Genomic DNA, 25,510 nt, shown 5'->3' on the forward strand with positions numbered 1-25,510 from the left:
GGGGCCGCAACCGCCTTCAACCTGCCGCCGGACGCGGACCTGGCGGTGATCCAGCGCATCGCCGCTGCCCGCGAAGAACTCTGGGACCTGGACCCCGCGCCATCAACGACACCATCGCCGGCTGGATCGAGGAGGCGCGCCCGCAACTCCTGCCAGAAATCCCCGACCAGCAGCCGAGTGAGCTCAAGACCTTTGCCCGTAACGGACGCGTGGCGCGGCTGATCGAGCCGCCCATGACGGATGGCGACGACGCCAGCCTACGCCACGCCTGGCAGGCCCTGCGCAATGCTCTGGATGACATGCTGGCTGAAGGGTTCTCCGGCAATAACCCCGCTTCGAGCGCATGCTATCTCGACTGTCCGCCAGCATGGGTACCGAGTTCGCCGCCGCCAATGCCGTCGGCATGGGTGTGCAGGCACAATATCTGGACCAATATGCCCGTCGCGCCGACGAGCTGTTCCTCGCGGATCGCGCGGCGGATGTCGTTGGCCTCAACATCGGGGTCAGCCAGTTCGTCAACCAGTTGCCGGAATGGCGGGCCTATTGCGATCAGCCGGTTTCAGCCCCGTCACGCCGGCAGTCCTTGTTGCCGCCGGCGTGGTCATCGCGGCCCTTGAAGAAAAAGACGTCGCGGAGCAGGATGTCATCGAACCGCTCAAGGATATGCTGGCCGACGCGCGCGACGAACTGGCACCAAGCGACCCGGAGACGCCGAGACTGGTAGTTTATGGCAAGAGACTGTTCAGCGGTCTTTTAATACTCTGGCGACTCTAGCAAATATAGCAATTCCATACCTCAAGAAACTTGGTCAACCCGCTTACAAAGGCATTCAAGACGCTGTTCAGAAAACCGCAGAAGCAGCTACTCTTACTTTTTGCCCATTTTTCGAACGAATTGCTAGCTCTTGCTAATATTAATCCCAAATATGCCTGGCTGATCGCTGTCTTGACTTTTTGAAAAACAATAAACCGAAGTAGCCTGGAACGGGGACACCACTTTCTGGCCACTGCCGGAATCACGCGGGTCAATCGGCACACAACCTCTCCCTCCCTTTACGGGAGGGTGGCCGCAGGCCGGCGTAAAGTTGGTTTCCCGCACTCTAAGCCCACAGCCGTCACCCCGGCGCAGGCCGGGGTCTATGGCTAACACCTTATATTCGTTATGTGTATAAGCGCCCATAGATTCCGGCCGGAGTTTATCCCCGTCAGGGGCCGGAATGACGAAATGGGACTGTATTATTCCGCTTTTCATCAACCTGCTAGACAGTGATGACATTAGGTTGAACCATGCGTCATTGCGAGGAGGCCGATAGGCCGACGCGGCAATCCATGAAAAGATGAGCGTTCCTGGATTGCTTCGGCTTTCCGCCTCGCAATGACGACTCTATCTAAAGTCATCACGCTCTAAAGCATATTCCCTTGACATTTATAACCATATGGGTTATATGATGGAGCGTCCCTGCAGCCCTTGATCACGGCACCCAGGGCGGCAGCCCGGTGCCCTCCCGCACCGGGGCGACCGGCGCGAAGCCATCCGGTGATACAGCCGAAGCTTCGCATCTACCGCTCGCGGCCAACTGGGGCACGTGTCCCGTGCAAAGTCCGTGCAGGCGGTCCCCGCCTGGAGTCACACCCGAAGCGGACGGGAAGGCCGGAGCATCAGACAAGTCTGGACGCGACTTGACCTGACCAACCCCACAAGTCGTCCAGCCCCGGATGCCCGTGACAGATAAGCGCCGGTCGTTCCCCTGCCCGAGAGCCTGATCGATGGCAACAAGGCCAGACGTACGCCTGCTGCACACAGCCTCCCCTCCCGCCTGGCGGATGGGGAGAACACGGCCACTGCGCCGCCGCGCTGACTGATGGGTAACGCGCGCCGGCTTCACGCCGCCGGCAGGGGATGAACTCGGTCTCGCCGGGCACAGCCGGGAAGCGCTGGTCGCGCCAGGCGGCCTTGGCGTCCTCGATCCGCTCCAGCCGGCTCGAGACCAGGTTCCACCAGATGTGGCGTGGCTCCGGGAACGGCGCACCGCCGAGCAAGGCGATGCGGGACGGCGCCGTCACCTGCAGGATCGCGCGCGCGCCGGGCGCGAGCACCAGCATCTGCCCGGCGTGGTAGGATTGGCCGTCCAGCGCCAGTGCGCCGCTGACGATATAGGCTGCCCGCTCCGCATGGTCGTCCGGCAGGGCGACGGTCGCACCGGCCTCGGCCTCCACATCGATGTAGAACATCTGCGACCATATTTTCGCCGGGCTTTCAGCACCGAACGCGCTGCCCGCGATCAGCGTGCGCCGCGCGCCGTCAAGGGTGATCGACGGCAAGGTCGCCGCCGGGTGGTGGTGAAAGCTCGGGTCCGTTTCCTCGGCGTGCGCGGGCAGCGCCACCCAGGCCTGCAGGCCATGGAGCCGCTGGCCCTGCGTGCGCTCCGGTGCTGGCGTGCGCTCGGAGTGGACGATCCCCGACCCTGCAGTCATCCAGTTGACGTCGCCGGGGCGGATCACCTGCCGGGCCCGTGCTGTCCCGGTGCTCGATCGCGCCCTCGAACAGGTAGGTGACGGTCGACAGCCCGATGTGCGGATGCGGGCGCACGTCCAGCCCCTGGCCGGGCGCGTGAACAGCCGGCCCCATCTGGTCGAGGAACACGAACGGCCCGACCATGCGCCGTGTCGCATAGGGCAGGATGCGCGCGACGATGAACCCGTCTCCAAGGTCGCGCGCGCGGCCTTCAATCACCTGCTGGACAAGCGCATTCATGGGTTGTCTCCTGCTGGCGTTCGAGCTTTACCGCCCTGCGTCAGGCGGCCGCACCGCCAGATACACCGTACTCCAAAGTTGCGCTGCGTTGGACTCCGCCTTGTCGCCTGTACGCTGGCCGAAGGGTTCCGCCACGAAGCGCCCGTCCGCGTAGCGCCAGGACCATAGTTCCGCTGCCTGCCGGTCCTTGGTTGCGGAAATCACCCGCCACAGATCGGCCTCGGCCTGTCGCAGGATCAGCCGCGCTTCGGCCGGCAGGTCGGTACGCGCCAACTGCCGCTTGAGCCCCGCCGCCAGCAACGCCTGCTGCCAGGACCAGACGACTGCGCCATGGTAGCGGGTTTCATCGAACAGTGGCTGCAGGCCGGGCGTCGCGTAGGCGGCATTGGCGACCAGCAGCCCGGCCTCGCTCATCAGACCGAGCGGGTAGCGCTGCATCACGCTGTGCAGCATGGCCTGCAGATCATCTGCATCGGGATCCAGGAACAACAGCGCAAACCCTTCATCCGAGTTCATCACCGGAATCGGCCGCCCACGCCCATCGAGCGCCACCGCATGGAACAAGACATCCCGGTCAAGCGGCGGCAAATCCGTTGGCAGGCCTTCACTGACAGCCAGCGCCTTGGCTTCATCGAGCGCCTGCGCCGCCGGCCGCTGCACGCGGAACAGCCTGGGCGCTTCCCGCGCCCACACCGCTGCAGCCTGCTTTGCGGCATCAGCGAAAGCGGTGTCGATGCCGAACTCTGTGAGCAGGCCGTTCTCAGCCAGCCGCGCCGCCGCATAGAGCGCGGCCGGAGCCAGTACGCCGTTAACGCTGTAGGAATAGCGCCCGCCGCCCAATCCCTCCTGGCTGTCGCGCCAGTCGCCGGCCTTCTCCCCGGCTTCAACGCCAGCAGTGCATTCCAATAGGGCCTGTGCGAACGGCTGGGTCGCGCCGAGCACGAAGCGCAGGTTGCGCGCCAGCAGCGCCCCATCGGTGTGCCGTCGGGTGCGGTCTGGTGCAGGAACGCCGCCGCATCCGGTGCCTGCAACAGATAATCCGCCGCGACCGGCGCCAGCATGAAATCGTCGTCGATCATCTTCTCGTCGAGGATCGGTGCGTCGCTCAGCGGCTCGCCCGCCTCCCGGCGTCGCCACAAGGCGTAATCCGCGACGTCTTCCTCATGCGCCACCTCGCCCGCCGCATTCAGGCGCGCCAGCACGGCGCGCAGTCCCGCCTCGATCGCCTGAGGCTGCAGGGCCGGCATCAACAGTCGCACGGACATCAGCGTGTCGCGGCCGAAATAGGTATTGAAGCGCCAGGAGCCGGCGAGAAATTCTCGCGCGTGCTGAGGAAGCGCAGAATGTTGCGCAGCATCGGGTCGGGCGCGGCGGCGTCCGTCAGCAGATCTTCTGGCGCAAACGGCGTCAACGGCGTCTCGGCGGTCAGTGCCGTCACCCGCAGCCGCAGCGGAGCGGTCGCCTGCAGCACCGGCTGCGCACCACCCGCAACCGCGCCGTTCAGCACCTCGACGCGCAGGCGGTATCCGGGGCGTCCATCCAGCCGGTCGCGCGCCCAGCTTATGTCCGCCGGGCCGACCTGCGACGCCGCGGCCAGCGGGCTGGAACCTGCCCGGTATATTCAAAGTCCCGCAGCGTGCGCACATTGCCGAGCGCTGCCTGGCGCACCGTCAACTGTGGCGTGTCGATGCCCACCTCGAAGGTCACGCCATGGAAACGGCCCTCGCTGACCGGGCGGGGATCGCTGGTAAGCCGCCACTGTGCTGCCGCCCCTGCCAACCACAGGGCAACACCACTGTTGCCAGCGGGAAACGCAACCACAAGGCGCGGCGACGGCGCAGCCGTTAGCACCACATGCGCGGCGACCGGCCCGTCCTGATAGAAAGCATCGATTGACCCGGCGGCATCGATCCGGAACGCAAGAGGCTCGGCCTGTGCAGTTCCGGCAAACAGCATCAATGGCAGCACCGCCAGCAGGATGCGCATGATCGTCCTCCCGTCATCCCGCCGGGGTATCGGCCGCCAAGCGCAGCAGCGCAAGCAAAAGCGCCGTCGTCATTGCGGGAAGGCCATCAGGCCGCGCCGAAGACGCGCTGGAACACCGTATCCACATGCTTCAGATGATAGCCGAGGTCGAACAGGCCGGCGAGCGCTTCCGCATCGACCAGCGCTGTCACTTCCGGATCGGCCTGCAGCAGGGCGAGCAGGCTCAGCTTGCCGTCTGCCTCCCACACGCGCATGGCGTGCTTCTGCACCAGCCGGTACGCATCCTCCCGGCTGGCGCCCGCCTGGGTCAGCGCCAGCAGCACCCGTTGCGAATGGATCAGCCCGCCCATGCGGTCGAGGTTTGCCTGCATGCGCTCCGGATAGACGACCAGCTTGTCGACCACCCCGTGAGACGGGCCAGCGCGAAATCCAGCGTGATGGTCGCGTCCGGCCCGATGTAGCGCTCGACCGAGGAGTGGGAGATATCGCGCTCGTGCCAGAGCGCCACATTCTCCAGCGCCGGCGTCACATAGGCGCGCACCATGCGGGCCAGCCCGGTCAGGTTTTCGGTCAGCACCGGGTTGCGCTTGTGCGGCATGGCGCTCGACCCCTTCTGGCCGGGCGCGAAATACTCCTCGGCCTCCAGCACTTCGGTGCGCTGCAGGTGGCGGATTTCGACCGCGAGGCGCTCGATCGAGGACGCGATGACGCCAAGGGTCGCGAAATACATGGCGTGGCGATCGCGCGGGATCACCTGGGTCGAGACCGGCTCGGGTTCGAGGCCAAGTTTTGCCGCCACATGCTCCTCGACGCGCGGGTCGATGTTGGCGAAGGTGCCGACCGCACCGGAGATGGCGCAGGTCGCAACTTCGGTCCGGGCATTGACCAGGCGGGCGTGGCAGCGGCTGAACTCGGCATAGGCCTGCGCAAGCTTCAGGCCGAAGGTCGTCGGCTCCGCGTGGATGCCGTGACTGCGGCCGATGGTGGGGTGAGCTTGTGCTCGAACGCGCGGCGCTTGAGCGCCTCCAGCAGGGCGTCGATGTCTTCCAGCAGGATATCGGCGGCGCGCACGAGCTGCACGTTCAGGCAGGTATCCAGCACGTCGGACGAGGTCATGCCCTGGTGGACGAAGCGCGCCTCCGGCCCGACATGCTCGGCCAGGCTGGTCAGAAACGCGATGACATCGTGCTTCACCTCGCGCTCGATCTCGTCGATGCGCGCAACGTCGAAGTTGCCGCGCGCCCAGACCGCCTTTGCCGCATCGGCTGGAATGACGCCAAGCTCGGCCAGCGCATCGCAGGCGTGCGCCTCGATCTCGAACCAGATGCGGAACCGCGCCTCCGGCTCCCAGAGCGCGGTCATGGCGGGGCGGGCGTAGCGGGGAATCATGGGGTGCCTCCGGATGAAGGCGCTGGCGCTAGCATCGCCACCGGATCGCTGCAAGGGCGAGGGTCAGCCGGTATCGTCCGCGGCAAGGCCGCGGGGCCGCACGACGGTCACCGTGCAGGGTGCATGCGCTGCGACTTCTGCGGAGACGCTGCCGAGAAGCCGACGTCCCAGCGACTCGGCGCGGGCCCCATGACGATGTGGTCGACATGGTTCATGCGTGCATAGTCGAGCAACGCTTCGGCCGGGTTCATCGCTTCCAGAACATGGAAGGTGATCCGCTCCGGCGGCAGGTCGAGCGGCTCAGCCCAGTGGGCGAGTTCGGCCAGCCGGTGCGCATGCTTGTTGCGCCCGGCCTCATCCAGCGTGTCGTCGGCCTTGAGTGCGCTCTGGCGCAGCACGTTGAGGCAGGCGAGCCGGGAGTCCGGTAGGCATCGAGCACGCGCACCAGTGCCTGTCGCAGCGCGCTGTCGAGCGCCGGCGCATTCTGGTTCAGGGCCACGGCGACGGCGACGATCGGCGCACTGGCGCGCTTGATGTCGCGAGACTTTTGCTGTGCAAGGCCAGGCGCGCCCGCTCGCCGCGCCGGCTGCGCCGGACCAACCAACTGTCGCGCGTCAGCTTGTGTGCCCGCTCGGTCAGCAATACCTGCCGGGGATGACGCAAATCGAACGCCAGATGCGCGGCCGAAGGGTATCGGCGCTCCGGGTCCGGCTCGATGCAGCGCAGGATCACCTCCTGCAGCCACGGCGGCAGATCCGGCCGGCGCTGGCGCGGCGGACGCGGGTCGTCCCACCAGCGGCGTTGCAGGCCTTTCAGGCTCTGCGGGTCGCCGAACGGCCGCTCACCGGTCGCAAAGAAATAGAGCAGCACGCCGAGCGCGAAGATATCCGAACGCCGATAGCCGCGCACGCCGAAGGTCTGCTCCGGCGAGATGTAGGGCGCGGTGCCGTAGGGCAGCCGGAATTCCTCGGCGATCAGGTCGGGCAGGTCCGCGTGGCGCGCCAGCCCGAAGTCGACCAGCACCGCCGTACCGCTGGGCTGGATCATGATATTCGAGGGCTTGATGTCCAGATGCACCACGTCCTGACGGTGGATGTCTTCCAGCGCGTAGGCGGTCGCCGAGCCGATGGCGATCACGTCTTCGATCGGAAGCGGCAGGGACTCGATCCGCGGATACAGCGACTGCCCCGCGATCCGTTCCATGACGATGTAGGGCTGGCGCATGAAATCGCCGACCGCATGCACTCTGGGCACATGCGCGCCGCTGAGGCGCGGCAGGATCATCATCTCCATCTCGAAGCTGACAATCGCCGCCGGGTCCTGCCCTTCCGACATCAGCGGCGCCTTCAGCACCAGCGGCGCGGTGATGTCGGGGTGGCGGACATCCCAGATGGTCGCCATGCCGCCCCGGTGCAGCCGCTCGCCAACCAGAAACCCGTCGATCTCGACGCCGGCCTCCAATGGTTTGCCTGCCTGCGCGCCCATGGATCACCTCCCGGAGTACAGCCGCTCCGCCAGCATGTCCGGCAGCCCGGCGGCGCGGATGCGCGCGGCGGCCCCAACGTCATATGCGACCCGCTCAAGCCGGTATTCATGGCGACGGGTATCGTAGAGTGCATAGCAGGCTGCGGCATTGCCGTCGCGCGGCTGGCCGACCGAACCCAGGACCACATGCCAGCGCCGGTGCGCCAACAGCGGCGCGGATTTTCCAGGCGTCGGCGCGAACGGCAGCATGCGCCCGCTCGGCTGTAGCGCATAGACCATCGGCATGTGCACATGGCCGCAGAACACCATGCGCTGGGTGGTGCCATTGAGGCTGGTCAGCGCCGATTCGGCGTCGAACACATAGCGCCAGCGCTCCGGCGCCGCCGCATCCGCATGCACATACAAACGATCTTCATCCTCGATCGTCAGTGGCAGATGCTCAAGGTAGCGGCGCTGGCTGCCGCTTAACTGACTTCGCGTCCACAACGCCGCGGACGCGGCTTGCGCATTCATCTCCTTGCGCGGGTCGCTGGCCATGTCGTCATGGTTGCCGCGCAGCACCAGCGCGCCATCCTCGGCCAACCCCGTCACGATATCGAGCACTGGTCCGGGATCGCCGCCATAGCCGACGATATCCCCAAGGACGACATAGCGGCCAGCGCCGACGGCGCGGGCATGGTCCAGAACCGCTTGTGTCGCCTGCAGGTTGGCGTGCAGGTCGGCTAGAATGGCGATCAGCATCTTTGTCTCCCCGCCCATCGCTATAGTGCGAATGACCGGCGCTGGCTTTTAGCCTTTGGGCTAGCTGAACGGTTCCGCCTGTTGCAGAGTGCCTGCCGAGAATTCAGCCAGACCTTGATCGTTTCAGATTGAATCGATCTGAAACGTGAATCATGGTCTAATTTTGAAAAGAGCCTGATTCACGCCATCGGCTGAAGCAATCGTGCTTTCCGCCTCAACCGATCAGGCTCTCGTGGGAAGCATATGAAGCGCTTTTGCTCGCTGCTGCGTGCAGCATCGGTCTGTTGTCCGCAGTGCAGGCAGCACCCGCCGACGACCTGCGCAAGGTTCTGGACGACCATTGGGCCTGGTACCTCTCGAACAGCCCGGTGCAGGCCAGCGACCTCGGCGTTCACACCTATGACATGACCCTCGGCGACGCGAGCCTGGCTGGCATGGATCGACAGACCCGCGAGGCGCAGGCCCTGGTCGACCGTCTGCAGGCCATTGATCCCAAAGGTCTCAGCGCTGCGGACCGTGTCAATCGCGGCATCCTGCTGCTCGACCTGCGCAACCAGATCGAGGGCGACCGGTTCGGCCAGCGCGCCATTCTGTTCACCAACCGGGAAGGCTGGCACATCTCCCTCATGCGCCTGGCGGAAAACGTGCCGCTGAAGACGCTGGCGGACTATCAGAGCTATGTCGCGCGCCTCAAGGATTACCCGCGCCTCAACGGCCAGATCATCGAGACGACCCGCGCTGCCATCAAGGGTGGCTACATGCAGTATTGCGACTCGATGATCGGCTTCGACAAATCGATCGAAACCCATATCGTCGACGATCCAGCCAAGTCGGCGCTGGCGCAGGCGTTCGCCGCCAAGCCTGCCGCCATATCGGATGCGGATTGGACCGCGCTCAAATCCGAAGGACTCGCGGCGATCCGCGACCAGGTGATCCCGGCGCTTCAGCAGGAACTGGCGTTCTACCGCGCCGAATATGCACCCAAGTGCCAGAAGCTGCCGGGCGCGCTGCGCCAGAAGGATGGGCAGGCTTACTACGCCTACCGGGCGCGCCTCTTCACCACGACCGACATGACACCGCAGCAGATTCATGAGCTGGGGATGCAGGAAGTCGCGCGCATCCGCGCCGAAATGGATGACGTTGTGCGCAAGTCCGGTTTCCAGGGCGACCGCAAGGCCTATGTCGAATTCCTGCGCACCGACCCGCAATTCTATGTGAAAACGCCGGACGATCTGCTGCGCTACGCGGGCGCGCTCGCCAAGCGCATCGACGGCGAGATGCCCAAGCTGTTCGGCCGTCTGCCGCGCCTGCCCTATACGGTGAAGCCGATCCCGCTCGACATCGCCGAAGGCACCACGACGGCCTATTACGAGCCCGGTTCGCCGGAGACGGGACGCGCCGGCGTCTACCGCGTCAACACCACCAAGCTCGACCAGCGCCCACTCTACGAGCTGGTTGCGCTGACCATGCATGAGGCGGTGCCGGGCCACCACCATCAGATCGCCCTGCAGCAGGAACTCGATCTGCCGCTGTTCCGTCGGCACGCGGTGTTCTTCACGGCCTTCGTCGAAGGCTGGGGACTCTATTCGGAGCGCCTTGGGCTGGATGTCGGCCTGTATGAGACCCCGGCCCAGGATTTCGGCCGGCTCTCCTACGAAATGTGGCGCGCCTGCCGTCTTGTCGTCGATACCGGCATCCATTCGATGGGCTGGAGCCGCCAGCAGGCCATTGATTTCATGGCCGCGAACACCGCGCTCTCGCTGCACAACATTACCGCCGAAGTCGATCGCTACATCACCTGGCCCGGCCAGGCGCTCGCCTACAAGGTTGGCGAGCTGAAAATCCGCGCGCTGCGCACACGCGCCGAGGCAGCGCTCGGGCCGAGGTTCGATATCCGCCGCTTCCATGATGCCGTGCTGGAGAATGGCGCGGTGCCGCTCTCGGTGCTGGAGACCCACATCGACGAATGGATCGAGGCGGAAAAGGGCCGCAGTTGACGCAGGTAAGGAAATTCCTTACCCTATGAACATGGTTTCAAGCAGCATAACCAGCAAAGGTCAGACCACCATCCCCTTGCGGTCCGCAAGGCACTGAAGGTCGCGCCGGGCGATGTGCTAGAATACCGGATTGAGCGGGACCGGGTCATCATCACAAAGGCGTCCCCGTCTTCCGCTGACGACCCGTTCGCACTCTTCAGCGAGTGGTCGACGGATGCAGACGCCAAGGCCTTCGCCCATCTTCAAGAGCCTGGTGCAGATTTTGAGCCGTGATTGGCGCTTTGGCCACGTCGCACTCGTGCGATACCCGCATGTCGAACAGGCAATGCCGCAGTGGCGGCCCGCGCTTGTCGTCCGCAGTTTCGAGACACCGGTCGCAACGCTGCTCTGGGTGCTGATGATCACGAGTGCAGACCATCGCGGCTGGCACGGCGACGTTGACATTGAAGCGCTAGAGATCGCAGGCTTGCGCTTGCCGAGCATCGTACGCACCGCAAAGATCGCGACGATCGAGGCCCATGCTGTGCATTGTATCGGTACGCTCGCCGAGGAGGACCGAACGAAAGTCGCGGCTGCAATCGACTTCAAGATTTCATAAGGACTTGCATATGCTCTTGGATCCTCGTCTCGAGCGCCTGGCTGGCTGACAACCTTGGGTCCGTGCGGGTCATCGACTGTAGCTGGCACCTGCCGGCGACCGGACGAAGCGCGCATGCTGAGTTTACCGCAGCGCATATCCCCGGCGCGGTGTTTCTCGATCTTGATGCGGTCGCGGATACCACGAGCAGCCTGCCGCACATGCTGCCGCCGGCCGAGGTGCTCGCCGCCTGGTGCGCGCTGAACGGGATTGCGCCCGGGCAAAGCCTAGTCGTGTATGATGACTCCGACGTCCGCTCGGCAGCGCGGGGCTGGTGGATGCTGAAGCGTTTCGGGTTCGCATCGGTCGCCGTGCTCGATGGCGGGCTGGGCAAGTGGCGCGCCGAGGGGCCCGCTGGACGCCGGACCGCCCACACCGCTTTCGGGTCCCGCCCCGGCCCTCACACTCGACGCCGGTGCCGTGCGCACGCTCGGTGCCATGCGCGCCAATGTGGATACCAGGGCGGAGCAGGTCGTCGATGCGCGCGGCGGCCCCGGTTCCGCGCCGAAGTCCCGGAAGCGCGGCCGGGTCTGCGCGCCGGGCACATCCCCGGCAGCTTCAATCTGCCCTACACGGACCTGTTCAACGCCGACGGCACCTACAAGGACAAGGCTGGCCTCGCCGCCGCCTTCGCCACCATCGGCGTCGATCCGGCCAGGCCCGCCGTCGCCACCTGCGGCTCGGGCGTGACCGCTGCGACCCTGGTGTTCGCGGCACACCAGCTCGGGCATCGGATGGCGCTTTACGATGGTGCCTGGACCGAGTGGGGTGCCCAGCCTGATACGCCAGTTGCCATCGGGGCCTGAACCCCGATACCACATGCATGAGTAACGACGAAAACTTCGCCCCGGCGACCCGCCTGATCCACGCCGGTCGCCGGCCCGAGTGGACCCATGGCGTCGTCAACCCGCCCGTCTACCACGCCTCGACCTGCATTTTCGACACGCTGGCAGAAATGGACGCCCGTGTGCGCGACCCGTCATCCGGCCTCTATTACGGCCGGCGCGGCACGCCGACCCAGTGGGCACTGGAAGAGGCGCTGACGCAGATGGAGCCAGCGCCGGCGGCAAAGCTGTTTCCGTCCGGCCTTGCGGCGGTTGCTGGTGCCCTGCTCGCGGTCCTGAAATGCGGCGACCATCTGCTGATGGTCGACAGCGTCTACGAGCCGACCCGGACGCTGTGCGATCGCCGGCTGAAGGCGCTCGGCATCGAGACGACCTATTATGCACCCGGCGCGGATATTGCCCCGCTGCTGCGCCCGAACACCCGTGCGGTGTTCACGGAAAGCCCCGGCTCGCTGACTTTCGAGGTCCAGGACATCCCGGCTCTGGCTGAGGCAGCGCACAAGGCCGGCGCGCTGGTGCTGATGGACAATACCTGGGCGACCTCACTCTACTTCAAGGCGTTACCGCACGGCGTCGATGTCATGGTGCAGGCGCTGACCAAATATGTCGTCGGCCATTCGGACGCACTGCTCGGCGCTGCGACAACCACGCCCGAACTCTGGAAGGACTTTGCCGCAGCGGTGCACAACTTCGGGTATTGTGCCGCCCCGGATGACGCCATGCTGGCGCTCCGTGGCCTGCGCACGCTCGATGTGCGGCTGGCGCGACATCATGCCAACGGATTCGCGGTCGCACGCTGGCTGGAGGGGCATCCAGAAGTCGCCCGCGTGCTGCACCCGGCCTTGCCCGGCGCGCCCGGCCATGCGCTCTGGCAGCGCGACTTCAGCGGCGCATCCGGCCTGTTCGCGATGCAGCTCAGGCGCGGCGAACGGGCCGATCTCGCGGCCCTGGTCGACGGGCTGAAGCTGTTCAAGATGGGCTTTTCCTGGGGCGGCTACGAGAGCCTGATCCTGCCGGTGCGCCTCGCCGGCATCCGCACGGCGGACCCATGGCCGGACGAGGGCGGGCCGCTGGTGCGCCTGCACATCGGCCTTGAGGACCCGGCCGATCTGATCGCCGACCTCGACGCCGGGTTGCAGCGCTACTCCGCCGCCGTCACCTGAGGCTGCACGACTTCCGGACGGGGCACGCGGATCATCGGCGACAGGTCGATCGTGCCCTTGACGCCGATGTCATTGAAGTTTCGCTCCAGCCAGGCGTCGGCGGCCGCGCGGCCGAGTTGCTTCAGATGCTGGATGAACTCCAGCTCGGCGTTGAACTTGCTCGCGGCGCCAAGGGCGGACATGTCGTGCCCGCCCCGGATCATATGGACCAGAAACTTGCGATAGCGGTCGCCGTCCAGCGCGCCCTCATCGACCAGCCGGCCGACGAACTCGATCGAGCGCAGCTCGTTGATGAGCGAGCTGTTGAAAGTGATCTCGTTCAGGCGGTTGAGGATTTCATGCGCTGTGCGCGGGACTTCCTCCCGCTCGATGGGGTTGATCTCGACAATCACCAGGTCCCGGCTGCGAGAGGAATAGAACATCGGCCACAGCGGCGGGTTCCCCATGTAGCCGCCATCCCAGTAATATTCGCCGTCGATCTCGACCGCCTGAAACACCAGCGGCAGGCAGGTCGAGGCGATCACCTTGTCGACCGTGAGCCGCGACTGGCTGAATACCTTCACCCGGCCGGTGCGCACATTGGTGGCAGAGATGAACAGCTTCATGCGGCCGCAGTGATGGATCGCCGCGAAATCGACGATATCCTCGATCAGTTTGCGCAGCGGGTTGAGGTTCAGCGGATTGAGGTCGTAGGGCGAGACCAGCCGCGTCATGATGTCGAACGCCGTGAAAGCCGGCGAATTGTCGATGCTCCAGCTACCGCGCATGCGGTCGACAAAGCTGCGCTGGAACAGGGAGCTGTTGCCGATGACGCCGATCCGGGTCCAGAACTGCTCCAGCGCCACGCGTGCGCCACCCGGACCCCAGTCGCCATCCCGTGCGCCATGACCACGGCATTGATCGCGCCTGCGCTGGCACCGGTGACCGCCTCGATGGTCAGACGCTCATCTTCCAGGAAGCGGTCGAGGACGCCCCAGGTAAAAGCGCCGTGGCTGCCGCCGCCCTGAAGCGCGAGGTTGATGGCCTTGGTCTGCATGGCGCTCTCCTGCTCTGGCACCATGTAAATGGCGGCTGCCCCGGCTGAGGGCAACCGCCATTTTCTGTCGACTGACCCTAAGGCGCTTTTGTCGCCATCAAGCCTTGCGGCGACGGGCGAGCGCGCCGAGGCCGATCAGGCCCGCGCCAAGCGCCAGGATCGAGCCCGGCTCCGGCACGACCGAGATGCGATAGAGCAACGTGTTGTTGCTCTGCTCGTTCGCAATGGCGAGATAGGCGTTTCCGTCAAAGCTTTCTGCCGCCGAGATGAACTCGAGACCTTCCGGACGATCGAGAACCGAGCTGTTGGCGATCAAGCCCAGAAACAACGGTCGCACCACGTTGTCTGCCGAAAAATCCGTCAAGTCGAAGGCATAGATGCCACCGAAGCGCTCGGCAGCCACGAAGAGCACGAGACGACCATCAACCCAGCCGGCTTCCACGGCTTCCGGCTCCGGTCCGCGGTCATCCGAACGGCCATCTGCCCAGAGTTGCGGGAACTGGGTTGCAATGATCCGCTCCAGTTCATCGCCGCTATCGAACAGCAGGGTGCCATTCTGGTCCCAGATCGAATAGGAGCGAGCGCCGGCGACATAGTTCACGCCCGCCTCGACGTCCGTGATGCCCGGCGTGGTGGTGACATTGATTCTGTTGAGCGGGGCCGCCTGGCCGAGGCGAACCGTCTCGTTAAAGCCCGGAAAATCGTCAGACGAGCGCACATCGCCTTCGTTGGCCGTGATCAGCAGCAGGCTGCCGTTCTTCTCGACCGCAACAATGCCGTCCGGCGTGTAAAAGCTGCGAATGTTGGCGTAGGTCTGAATTTGCCCGTTGCCGTTCTGGTCCGACGCATCAAAACCATTGCCGGCCAGCCCATTGTTCTTGACGCCAAGCGAAACAATGCTCTGAACGGTGGGTGACGCGCCGACGAGGTCGACGATGGCAAGCGCGTTGTTTTCCTGCAGGGTGACATAAGCCTTCGTGCCATCCGGCGAGACCGCGATATATTCCGGCTCCAGATCCTGGGCCGCAGTGGCACCAGGCCATAGATGCGGACGCCCGCGTCGCGCAGGCCTTGGGCGGTGAAGTTCGTGAAGGTCGCCTTCTGCTCGGCCAGGGTCGCCACGTCGATGACGCTGATCGAACCTTCCGGGTTCACGCTGTTCACTTGCCCGTAGGAATTCGGCTCGCCTTCGTTGGCGACCAGAAGCCGCGAGCCATCCGGGGTGAACACGACATTGTCCGGCACCGCGCCGACCTGCACAATGCTCGGCGAGGCAGCGAGATTGCCGGTGTTATAGAAGAACACGCCGCCCGGATCGGTGCGGGTCGCAGCGTCCGCCGCGACGGCCAGCCTTCCGTTCTTGACCGCCACGCTGTTAACGCCGCCGAAGCCGGCCGGCGGCGTCAAGGTCGTGATGAGAGCGCCGTTTACGGCATTGCGCACTTCTACAACCGGGCCAGCGGCAACGTAAATCCGCTGGGTGTCCGCTTCAAAGGCGACGATCTCTGAGGTGGTTGCAGACTGTGCATTGTAAACCTGGCTTGCCTGCAACGCGAGTGCCGAGGCTTCGCCGGCCCAGCCGGCAGCAAGCAAGGCGACGGAAGATGCAAATATTTTCATCGTTGTAATCCCCTTAACCATTGTGTGACGCCGCCGTATCTAAAGCGCATTTAGGCCGCGTCGAGGTTGTCACGAAAACTTCATATTATTTCCGCGTCAAAGCGTTCGGATGCTTCAGATTGGCACAAATTCGGCCAGTATTGCGCGCGACGAACCGAAATTCGTCTTCAGCGTAACCAAGATTGCTGCGGCAACCGCCAGCGACTCTGGTCAGTGGCCCGGCAAGCACGGCAGGCCGTTGGCGGGCGGGTAGTCAAGGCGCGAGGCGGCCTTTAAAGAAAGTACGCTTCAAGACATAAAACCACCGGAGGAGTCCCATGGCGAAATTTTTCCAAAGTCTGCTTGCCGCCGGCCTTACACTTGCCGTCGCCGCCAGCGCGCCCGCCGTCGCGCAGGCCGATGCCGGGCTGAGCGCGGCCCTGAGCGGCGCGCAGCGCAGCGCGGAGGACAAGGCGCGCGACCAATACCGTCATCCGGCCGAGACCCTGGCCTTCTTCGGCATCAAACCGGCCATGACGGTGGTGGAAATCTCGCCGGGCGAAGGCTGGTATACGGAAATCCTCGCGCCTTACCTGCGCGACACGGGTAAGTTGGTGGTTGCTCCGGGACCCGAAATGGTCCGGGACGGGCCGGTCTGGGCACCATTCTCACCAAACTCGGCAGTGACCCCAAGGTCTACGACAAGGTTGAGGTGGTCGATTACGCGCCGGTCCAGGGCGTGCTCGGCGTGCAGCCTGGCACAGCCGATATGGTGGTGCTGTTCCGCCACATGCATGGCCGCATTTACAGCAACAACGGCCCGCAGGCGATGAAGCTCTACTTCGATGCGCTGAAGCCTGGCGGCATTCTCGGCATCGAGCAGCACCGGCTGCCGGAGAACCGCGCACGGCCGGAGAAACTCACCGGCTACATCAAGGAGTCGGAACTGATCAAACTGGCCGAGGACGCAGGCTTCAAATTCGCCGGCAAGTCCGAAATCAACGCCAACCCGAAGGATACGGCGGACTGGCCGAACGGCGTCTGGACCCTGCCGCCGACCCTGCAGCTTGGCGACAAGGACAAGGACAAATATCTCGCCATCGGCGAGTCCGACCGCATGACGCTCAGGTTCGTGAAGCCATAAGGCCATGTCGCAGTGGCGCGGCATGACATAAAGGCGCGCACATTCAAAAAATACGGCGTATTTGGGGTGCACGAGAGGCGCGGGATCAACTATCGAAGTCTGGTATCCGCCCTCTCCGGCAGCGCCCATGGACATCTACCTTCCAATCGCGGAACAGTCGGTCAACGCTCTGGTCATCATCGGCCTCGGGGCGGTCGTGGGCATGCTGTCCGGGCTGTTCGGCGTCGGCGGCGGCTTCCTCACCACACCGCTGCTGATCTTCTACGGCATACCACCCTCGATCGCGGTTGCCTCCGCCTCAACCCAGATCACCGGTGCCTCGGTCTCCGGCGCCATCGCCCATTGGCGGCGCAAAGGCGTCGACGCCCGGCTTGGTCTGATCCTGGTCATCGGCGGCCTGCTCGGCTCGGCGATCGGCTCCTTCATCTTCAAGTGGCTGAAGGCGATCGGCCAGATCGATTTCGTGATCGCCATCTCCTACGCGCTGGTGCTCGGCAGCGTCGGCGGGCTGATGGTCGCGGAAAGCATCACCGCAATGGTCAGGGCAACGCGCGCGCAACCGGTCCGGCGGCGACGCAAGCACGACGGCTGGCCCTACAAGCTGCCCTGGCCGATGCGTTTCCACCGCGCCGGCATTTATGTCAGCCCCATCGGCCCGCTGCTGATGGGCGCCGTGGTCGGCATGCTGACGGCGATCATGGGTGTCGGCGGCGGCTTTCTGCTGGTGCCGGCGATGATCTACATGCTCGGCGTGTCGACAGCCGTGGTTGTCGGCACGTCGCTGTTCCAGATTATCTTCACCACCGCCGCCGTCACCATGCTGCATGCGTTCAACACGCAGACCGTGGACGTGGTGCTGGCCTTGCTGCTGCTGATCGGCGGGGTCGTCGGCGCCAGTTCGGCGCGCGGCTGGCGCTCAGGATCAAGGCGGAGCAACTGCGCGCCATGCTCGGGCTGATGGTGCTGATGGTGGCGCTGCAGATCGGCTTCCAGCTGACGATAAAGCCGCAACAGCCGTTTTCTCTTGAGCAGCAGGCCGCAATGAAGGCGCTGCTGCTCGTCCTGCTGCTGATCAGCACGCCGGCGCTCGCCCAGCGGGACGCCCGGCTGGTGATCGATCTGTTCCAGCCGGGCATCGACATCGCCTATTCGTTCGCCGGCGTCGACCTGCAACTGTTCGGCGCGATCCGGGCCGGGCGCAAGCCGCTGCCGGAAAACCCGGACATCGTCGTGGTGGTCCGCGGCCCGTCCGCGCCTGTAATCATCCGCGAGAAGCAGCAGGTTGCAGGCGTCTGGCTCAATACCAAATCGGCGCGCTTCGAGACGGCTCCGGGCTATTACGGCGTCGCCAGCACGCGGCCGATCCGCGAGATGATGTCCGAGCAGACGGCGGCGATTTTCGGTCTGGGCCTGAGCTATGTGCACCTCTCCCCGTCCGAGACTGCGCGTTCGCCTGAGGAACTGCGCCAGTTCGAGCAAGGGCTGATCGCGCTGCAGCAGCGCAACCGGCTGTTCATAGAAGCGCCTGGCAATGTCCGCACGGTCGACAATGTGCTGTTCAGCGCCACGCTGCATCTGCCGGCGCGCGTGCCGGAGGGCGATTATCGCGGCGAAGTCTACCTGTTCGACCGCGGCGACCTGCTCGCCTATGCCAGCACCCCGGTCACGGTGCGCAAGATCGGCTTCGAGCGCTGGGTCTTCGGCATCGCGCACGAACACCCTCTGACATACGGCCTGACAGCGGTGGCGCTGGCGCTGTCTCTCGGCTGGCTGGCGGCGGTGGCGTTCCGGCGCTGAACCAACATCGTTCCACAACACAGAAATTTTGTTTCCCCTGCTCATCGCAGCGGAAAGCGGTTAAGCTTGCCACCATAATCAGAGATCCAGGGATATTCGACATGTCATACGACAGTTATCACAAGCGCACGCTTGGCAATCATGTGCTCAGCCCGGAAACCCAGATGATGGGCTATGGCTATGACCCGCTGTTGTCCGAGGGGTCGCTCAAGCCGCCGATCTTCCTGACGTCGACGTTCGTGTTCAAGTCGGCGCAGGAGGGCAAGGACTTCTTCGACTACACAGCCGGCCGCCGCGAACCGCCCGTCGGCACCGCTGCCGGCCTGGTGTACTCACGCTTCAACAACCCCAATCTCGAAGTGCTCGAGGATCGGCTGGCGCTGTGGGACGGTGCGGAGCTTGCCGCGGTGTTCTCCTCCGGGATGAGCGCGATCTCGACCACTTTCTGGGCTTATCTGCGCCCCGGCGACGTGCTGCTGATGTCGCAGCCGCTTTACGGCGGCACCGAGACCCTGATTCTCAAGACCCTGCCGAATTTCGGCATCACCGCCATCGGCTTCGACGACGGCTGCTCGGAGGCGGACGTGCGCGCCGCGGTCGCCAAGGCGATGGCGCAGGGCCGCATCGGCCTCATCATGACCGAAGGCCCGGCCAACCCGACCAACGGTCTGATCGACCTGTCGCTGATGAAAAGATCGCCGACGAAATCGGCCAGGCGCAGGGCGGTTATCGCCCGCCGGTCGCCATCGACAACACCTTCCTTGGGCCGGTGTTCCAGCGCCCGCTGGCGCACGGCGCAGACATTGTGATCTACTCGCTGACCAAATATGTCGGCGGCCACTCTGATCTGGTGGCCGGCGGCGTGACGGGCTCAAAAGACATGGTCCGGCCGATCAAGCAGCTCCGCGGCGCGCTCGGCACGCAGCTTGATCCCAACACGGCCTGGATGATCATGCGCTCGATGGAGACCATGAGCCTGCGCATGGAGCGCGCCAATCAGAACGCGAACGCCATTGCCGGCTATCTGCGCAGCCACCCCAAGATCGCCAGCGTCAACTACCTCGGGTTCCTGAGCGACGCCGACCCGCGCCGCGCCGTGTTTGCGCGCCAGTGCCAGGCACCCGGCTCCACCTTCTCCTTCCATGTGAAGGCGGCGAGCCCGAGGCGTTTCGCTTCCTCGATCGATTGCAGGTCATCAAACTGGCCGTCTCGCTCGGCGGTACGGAGTCGCTGATCTCCCACCCGGCGTCGACCACCCATTCGGGCGTTCCCAAGGAAAGCCGGGACCGGCTCGGCGTCACCGACGCCATGATCCGCCTGTCGGTCGGCATCGAGAACCCGGACGATCTGATCGCCGACCTCGACCAGGCGTTGGCCGCGATCTGATCCGGCCCTCTGTTGGCGGCACAGTAAATAAACACATAAAGATGTCTTTATACTTGTCTCCCGCAGGGCATCCCGGTATAGCGCGCAGCATTGTCGACTGGGGCGCGATGCTGCGCGCCCGTATTTGAGGATTTCTGCCCATGTCGTTCACCGATTTCGCCGTTAAGGACCTGAGCCTCGCCGATTGGGGTCGCAAGGAGATCGCCATCGCCGAAACCGAGATGCCGGGCCTCATGGCACTGCGCCGCGAATTCGGCGGCGACCAGCCGCTGAAGGGCGCACGGATCGCCGGCTGCCTGCACATGACCATCCAGACCGCCGTGCTCATCGAAACGCTCAAAGCCCTGGGCGGCGACATCCGCTGGGCGTCGTGCAACATCTTCTCGACCCAGGACCAGGCGGCGGCGGCCATCGCCGCGGCCGGAATTCCGGTGTTCGCGCACAAGGGCGAAACGCTGGAAGAATACTGGGAATTCGTGCTGAAACTGTTCCAGTGGGGCGACGGCGGCACGCCGAACATGATTCTGGACGACGGCGGCGATGCGACCGTGCTCATCATCCTGGGCGCGGAAGCCGAGAAAGACCCCTCGAAGGTCGCCAATCCATCCAACGAGGAAGAAGAAGTGCTGTTCGCGCTGATCAAGCGCGTGAACGCGGAAAACCCCGGCTTCTTCGCCAAGTGCCGCGATGCCATCAAGGGTGTCTCGGAAGAAACCACCACCGGCGTTCACCGCCTGTACCTGATGGCGAAGGACGGCCGCCTGCCGTTCCCGGCCATCAACGTCAACGACAGCGTCACCAAGTCGAAGTTCGACAACCTCTACGGCTGCCGGGAGTCGCTGGTTGACGGCATTCGCCGCGCGACCGACGTGATGCTCGCGGGCAAGGTCGCAGTCATCGCTGGCTATGGCGACGTCGGCAAGGGGTCGGCGTTCTCGCTGCGCAACGGCGGCGCCCGCGTACTCGTCACCGAAATCGACCCGATCTGCGCCCTGCAGGCCGCCATGGAAGGCTTCGAGGTCGTCACCATGGAAGATGCAGCACCCCGTGCCGACATCTTCGTGACCGCGACCGGCAACGTCGACGTGCTGACCGTCGAGCATATGCGGGCGATGAAAGACCGCGCGATCGTCTGCAACATCGGTCACTTCGACAGCGAAATTCAGGTCGCGGGCCTGAAGAACTTCAAGTGGCACAACGTCAAGCCGCAGGTCGACGAAATCGAGTTCCCGGACGGCAAGCGCATCATCCTGCTGGCGGAAGGCCGGCTGGTGAACCTTGGCTGCGCGACCGGCCACCCGAGCTTCGTGATGTCGGCGAGCTTCACCAACCAGACGCTCGCGCAGATCGAGCTGTGGGCCTATGGCGACCGCTACGAGAACAAGGTCTACACCCTGCCCAAGCACCTGGACGAAAAGGTCGCGGCGCTGCACCTTGAAAAGCTGGGCGTCAAGCTCACCAAAATGACCGAGAAGCAGTCTGCCTACATCGGCGTCGCGCAATCGGGTCCGTTCAAGCCGGAACACTACCGCTACTAGAGCGATTTCCAGTCAGATGGCACCATCTGACGATTAAGAAATCGTGGCAAAACAAAACATAGAGCGGCGATCTGATTCGATCAGATCGAAAACCGCTCTAATCCGGAACAGCGGCGCATCCGCCCGATGCGCCGCTGCTTGCCGAGGCCCGCGCGCCAGGGCTATGGTCTGCCACGATGACGGCGCGCCTGTTCCTCGCAAGTAACACGTTTCTAAGCTGGCCCGCGTGGGCGGTCGACCCTATACGCACCCCCATGGCGGTTTCTTCCGTTCAGGTCGCCATCACCATCCTGCTGGTGACGACCTGGTTCATTCTGGCCGTCTGGGCCTTGTTCCGCAGCCGCAGGTCCAGCCAGCGCGCCCGCGCGGCACGGGCCTGGGCGTTGCGTCTGCGCGCACTGATCTCCACCACACCTGGCGCTATCTCGTGGCGACGGGGAATGTCGCCGTCGGTTCAGGTCGCTGCGCGGCTGGCTTTCGCTTGACCAGCGCATCGCCACGCTGGACCAGCTCGCGCCGGATCCCGAGACCCAGAGTGGCCTGTGCGAGGCGGATTACCTGGCGCTCAGCGACGACATCAAGGCGGCGCGCGCGTCAGGGCCGCCTTCACGCGCATGGTGCGCCCGTTGCGAGGTGACAGGATGCTCCTGGCGGAGGGCCGGCTTGCGCCGCCGCAGGTCGCAGGCGACTCCTCGGTCGTCATCTGGTTTCTCGACCAGACCGACGCGCAATCCTACATGGTGACGCTGCGCGCGGAACGGGACGCGCTGCAACGTCAGGTCTCGGCGGCGACCGCGCTGCTCGAGGCGGCGCCATTTCCCGTCTGGCGCCGCGACGCCGCGCTGAAACTGCAGCAGGTCAACTCCGCCTATGTCCGCGCCGTTGAAGCTGCGGACGCCGACGCCGTCATCCATCAGTCGCTGGAACTGATCTCCAGCGCCAGCGCACCGGCCCCGGATAAATCGGCGAAGCAGGCGCTCGATCTGAACAGCGTCCTGACCCATGTCGAAAGCGCGGTGATCGCTGGCAAGCGCCGCGCCCTGCGCGTGATCGAGGTGCCGCTGGCGCAGGATGGCGTCGGTGGTTTCGCGATCGACATCACCGAGAGCGAGGAAGCCCGCGCCGACTTGAGCCGGCATGTGCGCGCGCACAACGAAACGCTGAACCAGCTTTCCGCGGGCGTCGCGATCTTCGGGCCGGACCGGACGCTGGTGTTCCATAACACCGCTTTCGTGCGGCTGTTCGACCTGCACAACGAGCGCCTGGATGACCGGCCGCCCTTCTCAGAAGTGCTGGACCACATGCGTGAGCGCCGGCGCCTGCCGGAGCAGCGGGATTTCCCGGCCTGGAAGCGCGACCTGCAGACCTGGTTCATCGACATCCTCGAACCGCGCGAGGAGACCTGGGTACTTTCCGACGAAACGGTGCTGCGCGTTGTGGTCCAGCCGCATCCGATGGGCGGCCTGATCCTGGTGTTCGAGGATCAATCGGAGCAGCTTCACCTGGCGACAGCGCGGGACAGCGTGCTGAAAGCCTATCAGGCGACGCTGAACCAGTTGCACGAGGCCGTGGCCGTCTTCTCGGCCAACGGGCGGCTCAAGCTCTACAACAGCGGCTTTGCCAGCCACTTCGACCTGACCCTCTCCGAACTGAGCGACGAGCCGCATGTCGACGCCCTGAGCGCGCTCGTGGACAGAACAGTCTCACCAGAGACCAAACCCCGGCAACTGAGCGATATCATCCGGCACGCAACCGTCGGCCGGCGGGCGGTCGAGGGCCGCCTGGAACTGATGGGCGGCCAGACCCTGGACTATCGCGCCGTGCCGTTGCCGAACGGGGATGCGCTGGTCACCTATCTGGACGTGACCGACAGCCAGCGGATCGAGCGGGCGCTGCGCGACCGCAGCGAGGCACTCGAGGCGGCCGACAAGCTGAAATCGCAGTTCGTCTCCAACATGTCCTACGAACTGCGCACGCCGCTCACCAGCATCACCGGCTTCGCCCAGATGCTCGACCAAGGCTATCACGGCGCGCTCAACAACCAGCAGGCGGATTATGTGCGCTCGATCCTGCTGTCTGCGGAGCGCCTGCAACTGCTGATTTCCGACATTCTCGATCTTGCGGTCACCGAGGCTGGCTCCCTGGCGCTGGAGACGGCGCAGCTCTCCATCGCGGATCTGCTGAAATCCTCCGCCGACATGGTTGACGACCAGATGCATGCGAATGCGCTCGTGTTCACGCTCGATGTCGCCCCGTCCGCCGGGAACATCGAAGGCGACGAGCGCCGCCTGAAACAGACGTTCTACAACCTGCTGATGAATTCGATCCGCTTCACGCCGCCTGGCGGCATCGCCATCCATGCGGTCGGCGACGAAGACGGCGTGACCATCGACGTCGCCGACACCGGCATCGGCATCGCCGAGCATGAACAGGACAAGGTGTTCGAGCGCTTCCAGCGCGGCAGCAACATCCCGAATGCGACCGGCGTCGGCCTGGGCCTTTCCTGGTGCGCCAGTTCGTGGCGCTGCACGGCGGCAGCGTGTCGCTCACCTCCAGTCCCGGCATGGGCACGACGGTGCGGGTCAATCTGCCGCGCATAGTGCCGGCGGACGCTTGGATGCACGACCGGCCCACCCTCGTATGATCCTCGACGAGACGCAGTTAATCGGGTTTGGCCGTCGCCTGGCCCCGTTTCTTGCCCCAGGCGACCTTCTTGCGCTCCATGGGGACCTCGGCGCGGGCAAAAGCACACTCGCGCGCGCCATCCTGCAGGGACTGGGCGCTGAAGAAGATGTGCCCAGCCCGACGTTCACCCTGGTGCAGACCTACGACTTCGCCTTCCCCGTCTGGCATGTCGACCTCTACCGGCTCGATGCGCCGGAAGACGCCCTGGAGCTCGGACTGGAGGAAGCCTACGATACCGCGCTGTGCCTGATCGAGTGGCCTGAGCGGCTGGGGCCAGCCTGCCGGCGCACGCGCTGCACTTGCGGTTGGCCTTGACCGGCGATGAAACGACACGAACTCTCACACTCGAGGACTCGCCACTGGCCCGTCCCGCCCTCCAGGATGCTGTCCGCTTATGCTCGCTACGATGACGGCGCCTCCTGCCGCACACGACTTCCTGACCCGTTGCGGCTGGGGCAGTGCCGAGGTGCGGCCTCTTGCCGGCGACGCTTCGTTCCGCCGCTACTTCCGGGCGCATCGCAACGGCCGCACCGCCGTGTTGATGGACGCGCCGCCACCGCATGAGACCATCCTGCCGTTCTGGGCCGTTGGCACCCATCTCGCAGCACAAGGGGTCAGCGTGCCGTCGATTTACGGCGCGGACGCGGAGCAGGGCCTGATGCTGCTAGAGGACCTGGGCGATGCACTGGTCGTCGAAGCGCTGGCGCACGGAGCCTCGGAGCCCGATCTCTATGCCGCTGCCACCGATGTGCTCGCGGCACTCCATGCGGAGCAGCCTCCCGAGGCGCTGCCGGGACTGCACGCCCCGCACCTGTTGCCGCTTTATGACGCATCGCGCGCGCTGTTCGAGGTCAACCTGCTGCTGGACTGGACCTGGCCGGCGCTGACCGGCACCGAGGTGCCCGAGGCGCTGCGGGCGGAATTCACAGGCCTGTGGGCGCAGGCACTGGCAGCGCTGGATGGCGACCCGCTGCGGCTGGTGCAGATGGACTACCACTCGCCGAACCTGCTCTGGCTGCCGGAACGCACGGGGCTGCGACGGATCGGTGTACTCGATTTCCAGGACGCCCGGCGCGGATCGGCTGCCTACGATCTGGTTTCGCTGCTGCAGGACGCGCGACGCGATGTCCCCGCCGAGATCGAGGCAGCGATGCGCGCGCGCTATTGCGCGGCCCGGCCGGACCTGGATGCGCCGCTGTTCGAGGCCGCCTACGCCTTCTGGGGTGCCCAGCGCGCCACCCGAATTCTGGGCGTGTTCGTCCGCCTCCACCGTCGCGATGGCAAACCGGGCTACCTGAAGCACATTCCCCGGATGTGGCGACTCTGAG

26 protein-coding genes and 5 pseudogenes are annotated in these 25,510 nt (G+C 65.0%); 18 read left to right on the forward strand and 13 right to left on the reverse strand.

Annotated elements, in window-relative coordinates; all coding sequences use genetic code 11:
* The first annotated feature begins 45 nt into the window (after positions 1–45).
* Both E6W36_RS02310 and E6W36_RS02315 read left to right on the forward strand, forming a co-directional pair.
* Positions 46–222: a hypothetical protein gene (locus E6W36_RS02310; RefSeq protein WP_222873618.1), complete on the forward strand. Its 177-nt coding sequence runs from the start codon at positions 46–48 to the stop codon at positions 220–222.
* Positions 223–367: 145 nt separating this feature from the next.
* Positions 368–724, forward strand: a complete 357-nt coding sequence (locus E6W36_RS02315; protein WP_222873619.1) for a hypothetical protein — start codon at positions 368–370, stop codon at positions 722–724.
* 934 nt (positions 725–1,658) lie between these two features.
* Here the strand turns inward: E6W36_RS02315 and E6W36_RS21545 are convergent.
* The 9 genes and pseudogenes from E6W36_RS21545 to E6W36_RS02345 all read right to left on the reverse strand — a co-directional run bounded on the left by E6W36_RS21545 (position 1,659) and on the right by E6W36_RS02345 (position 8,355).
* Positions 1,659–2,384, reverse strand: a complete 726-nt coding sequence (locus tag E6W36_RS21545) for a pirin family protein (protein ID WP_342776908.1) — start codon at positions 2,382–2,384, stop codon at positions 1,659–1,661.
* Between the two features lie 69 nt (positions 2,385–2,453).
* Positions 2,454–2,754 (reverse strand): annotated as a pseudogene (locus E6W36_RS22815) (pirin family protein); the annotation flags it as partial.
* 27 nt (positions 2,755–2,781) lie between these two features.
* Positions 2,782–3,891: a hypothetical protein gene (locus E6W36_RS17430; protein ID WP_246048009.1), complete on the reverse strand. Its 1,110-nt coding sequence runs from the start codon at positions 3,889–3,891 to the stop codon at positions 2,782–2,784.
* A 127-nt stretch (positions 3,892–4,018) separates the two neighbouring features.
* Positions 4,019–4,261: a hypothetical protein gene (locus E6W36_RS17435; protein WP_246048012.1), complete on the reverse strand. Its 243-nt coding sequence runs from the start codon at positions 4,259–4,261 to the stop codon at positions 4,019–4,021.
* Positions 4,262–4,314: 53 nt separating this feature from the next.
* Positions 4,315–4,740: a hypothetical protein gene (locus E6W36_RS17440; protein WP_246048013.1), complete on the reverse strand. Its 426-nt coding sequence runs from the start codon at positions 4,738–4,740 to the stop codon at positions 4,315–4,317.
* 86 nt (positions 4,741–4,826) lie between these two features.
* Positions 4,827–6,129 (reverse strand): annotated as a pseudogene (gene purB / locus E6W36_RS02330) (adenylosuccinate lyase).
* A gap of 63 nt (positions 6,130–6,192) precedes the next feature.
* Positions 6,193–6,300, reverse strand: coding sequence for a universal stress protein (locus tag E6W36_RS22820; RefSeq protein WP_222874373.1), 108 nt, complete (start codon positions 6,298–6,300; stop codon positions 6,193–6,195).
* Between the two features lie 318 nt (positions 6,301–6,618).
* Positions 6,619–7,614 (reverse strand): serine/threonine protein kinase, encoded by a 996-nt coding sequence (locus E6W36_RS02340; protein WP_222873620.1) that lies wholly within the window; start codon positions 7,612–7,614, stop codon positions 6,619–6,621.
* 3 nt (positions 7,615–7,617) lie between these two features.
* The gene (locus tag E6W36_RS02345; protein ID WP_222873621.1) at positions 7,618–8,355 is read right to left on the reverse strand and encodes a metallophosphoesterase family protein; all 738 of its coding nucleotides are present in this window, start codon (positions 8,353–8,355) and stop codon (positions 7,618–7,620) included.
* A 293-nt stretch (positions 8,356–8,648) separates the two neighbouring features.
* Between E6W36_RS02345 and E6W36_RS02350 the strand changes: the two genes are divergently transcribed.
* The 4 genes from E6W36_RS02350 (at position 8,649) to metC (ending at position 12,997) form a co-directional block, all read left to right on the forward strand.
* A complete protein-coding gene (locus E6W36_RS02350) occupies positions 8,649–10,352 on the forward strand; it encodes a DUF885 domain-containing protein (protein ID WP_342776909.1) in 1,704 nt (567 codons plus the stop codon).
* Between the two features lie 262 nt (positions 10,353–10,614).
* A complete protein-coding gene (locus tag E6W36_RS02355; protein WP_222873622.1) occupies positions 10,615–10,950 on the forward strand; it encodes a type II toxin-antitoxin system PemK/MazF family toxin in 336 nt (111 codons plus the stop codon).
* Complete coding sequence (locus tag E6W36_RS02360; RefSeq protein WP_281277423.1) at positions 10,881–11,795, forward strand: sulfurtransferase; 915 nt, start codon at positions 10,881–10,883, stop codon at positions 11,793–11,795. Before E6W36_RS02355 ends, E6W36_RS02360 begins: the two co-directional genes overlap by 70 nt.
* Positions 11,796–11,812: 17 nt before the next feature.
* Complete coding sequence (gene metC, locus E6W36_RS02365; protein ID WP_222873623.1) at positions 11,813–12,997, forward strand: cystathionine beta-lyase; 1,185 nt, start codon at positions 11,813–11,815, stop codon at positions 12,995–12,997.
* Here the strand turns inward: metC and E6W36_RS02370 are convergent.
* Both E6W36_RS02370 and E6W36_RS22825 read right to left on the reverse strand, forming a co-directional pair.
* On the reverse strand, positions 12,976–13,764 hold the full coding sequence (locus E6W36_RS02370) for a patatin-like phospholipase family protein (protein WP_222873624.1): 789 nt from the start codon (positions 13,762–13,764) through the stop codon (positions 12,976–12,978). The genes metC and E6W36_RS02370 overlap by 22 nt on opposite strands.
* The gene (locus tag E6W36_RS22825; protein ID WP_425459758.1) at positions 13,707–13,952 is read right to left on the reverse strand and encodes a hypothetical protein; all 246 of its coding nucleotides are present in this window, start codon (positions 13,950–13,952) and stop codon (positions 13,707–13,709) included. The genes E6W36_RS02370 and E6W36_RS22825 overlap by 58 nt, the downstream gene beginning before the upstream one ends.
* Here E6W36_RS22825 and E6W36_RS17450 point away from each other — a divergent pair.
* Entirely contained in the window at positions 13,875–14,081 is a 207-nt protein-coding gene (locus tag E6W36_RS17450; protein ID WP_246048024.1) for a hypothetical protein, read from the forward strand. The two genes, E6W36_RS22825 and E6W36_RS17450, sit on opposite strands and share 78 nt — an antisense overlap.
* Before the next feature lie 49 nt (positions 14,082–14,130).
* Here E6W36_RS17450 and E6W36_RS02380 read toward each other — a convergent pair whose 3' ends face one another.
* Together E6W36_RS02380 and E6W36_RS22830 are read right to left on the reverse strand one after the other, a co-directional pair.
* Positions 14,131–15,048 carry a choice-of-anchor I domain-containing protein gene (locus tag E6W36_RS02380; protein ID WP_425459759.1) on the reverse strand — a complete coding sequence of 306 codons (918 nt, stop codon included), beginning with the start codon at positions 15,046–15,048 and terminating at the stop codon, positions 14,131–14,133.
* A gap of 77 nt (positions 15,049–15,125) precedes the next feature.
* A pseudogene (locus E6W36_RS22830) lies at positions 15,126–15,674 on the reverse strand (choice-of-anchor I domain-containing protein); the annotation flags it as partial.
* Between the two features lie 296 nt (positions 15,675–15,970).
* On the opposite strand from E6W36_RS22830, the gene E6W36_RS17455 reads away from it, so the two are divergent.
* The 11 genes and pseudogenes from E6W36_RS17455 (at position 15,971) to E6W36_RS02425 (ending at position 25,509) form a co-directional block, all read left to right on the forward strand.
* Positions 15,971–16,465 carry a hypothetical protein gene (locus E6W36_RS17455; RefSeq protein WP_246048026.1) on the forward strand — a complete coding sequence of 165 codons (495 nt, stop codon included), beginning with the start codon at positions 15,971–15,973 and terminating at the stop codon, positions 16,463–16,465.
* Positions 16,402–16,776, forward strand: a complete 375-nt coding sequence (locus tag E6W36_RS17460; protein ID WP_246048029.1) for a class I SAM-dependent methyltransferase — start codon at positions 16,402–16,404, stop codon at positions 16,774–16,776. Before E6W36_RS17455 ends, E6W36_RS17460 begins: the two co-directional genes overlap by 64 nt.
* Before the next feature lie 127 nt (positions 16,777–16,903).
* Complete coding sequence (locus E6W36_RS02395; protein ID WP_342776763.1) at positions 16,904–17,734, forward strand: sulfite exporter TauE/SafE family protein; 831 nt, start codon at positions 16,904–16,906, stop codon at positions 17,732–17,734.
* On the forward strand, positions 17,722–18,573 hold the full coding sequence (locus E6W36_RS17465; protein ID WP_342776764.1) for a TIGR02186 family protein: 852 nt from the start codon (positions 17,722–17,724) through the stop codon (positions 18,571–18,573). The genes E6W36_RS02395 and E6W36_RS17465 overlap by 13 nt, the downstream gene beginning before the upstream one ends.
* 131 nt (positions 18,574–18,704) lie before the next feature.
* Positions 18,705–19,382: pseudogene (locus E6W36_RS20165) on the forward strand (PLP-dependent transferase); the annotation flags it as partial.
* Positions 19,343–19,959: pseudogene (locus tag E6W36_RS20170) on the forward strand (PLP-dependent transferase). The pseudogenes E6W36_RS20165 and E6W36_RS20170, both read left to right, overlap by 40 nt.
* A gap of 140 nt (positions 19,960–20,099) precedes the next feature.
* Entirely contained in the window at positions 20,100–21,497 is a 1,398-nt protein-coding gene (ahcY, locus tag E6W36_RS02405) for an adenosylhomocysteinase (protein WP_222873628.1), read from the forward strand.
* Between the two features lie 254 nt (positions 21,498–21,751).
* Positions 21,752–21,982 carry a hypothetical protein gene (locus E6W36_RS02410; protein WP_222873629.1) on the forward strand — a complete coding sequence of 77 codons (231 nt, stop codon included), beginning with the start codon at positions 21,752–21,754 and terminating at the stop codon, positions 21,980–21,982.
* 156 nt (positions 21,983–22,138) lie between these two features.
* On the forward strand, positions 22,139–24,097 hold the full coding sequence (locus E6W36_RS02415) for a PAS domain-containing sensor histidine kinase (RefSeq protein WP_222873630.1): 1,959 nt from the start codon (positions 22,139–22,141) through the stop codon (positions 24,095–24,097).
* A 40-nt stretch (positions 24,098–24,137) separates the two neighbouring features.
* Positions 24,138–24,497, forward strand: coding sequence for a tRNA (adenosine(37)-N6)-threonylcarbamoyltransferase complex ATPase subunit type 1 TsaE (gene tsaE / locus E6W36_RS02420; protein ID WP_246048037.1), 360 nt, complete (start codon positions 24,138–24,140; stop codon positions 24,495–24,497).
* Between the two features lie 91 nt (positions 24,498–24,588).
* The gene (locus tag E6W36_RS02425) at positions 24,589–25,509 is read left to right on the forward strand and encodes an aminoglycoside phosphotransferase family protein (RefSeq protein ID WP_342776765.1); all 921 of its coding nucleotides are present in this window, start codon (positions 24,589–24,591) and stop codon (positions 25,507–25,509) included.
* Position 25,510: the final 1 nt, after the last annotated feature.

It is taken from the genome of Hankyongella ginsenosidimutans (assembly GCF_005144965.1).
GTDB classification, from domain to species: domain Bacteria; phylum Pseudomonadota; class Alphaproteobacteria; order Sphingomonadales; family Sphingomonadaceae; genus Hankyongella; species Hankyongella ginsenosidimutans.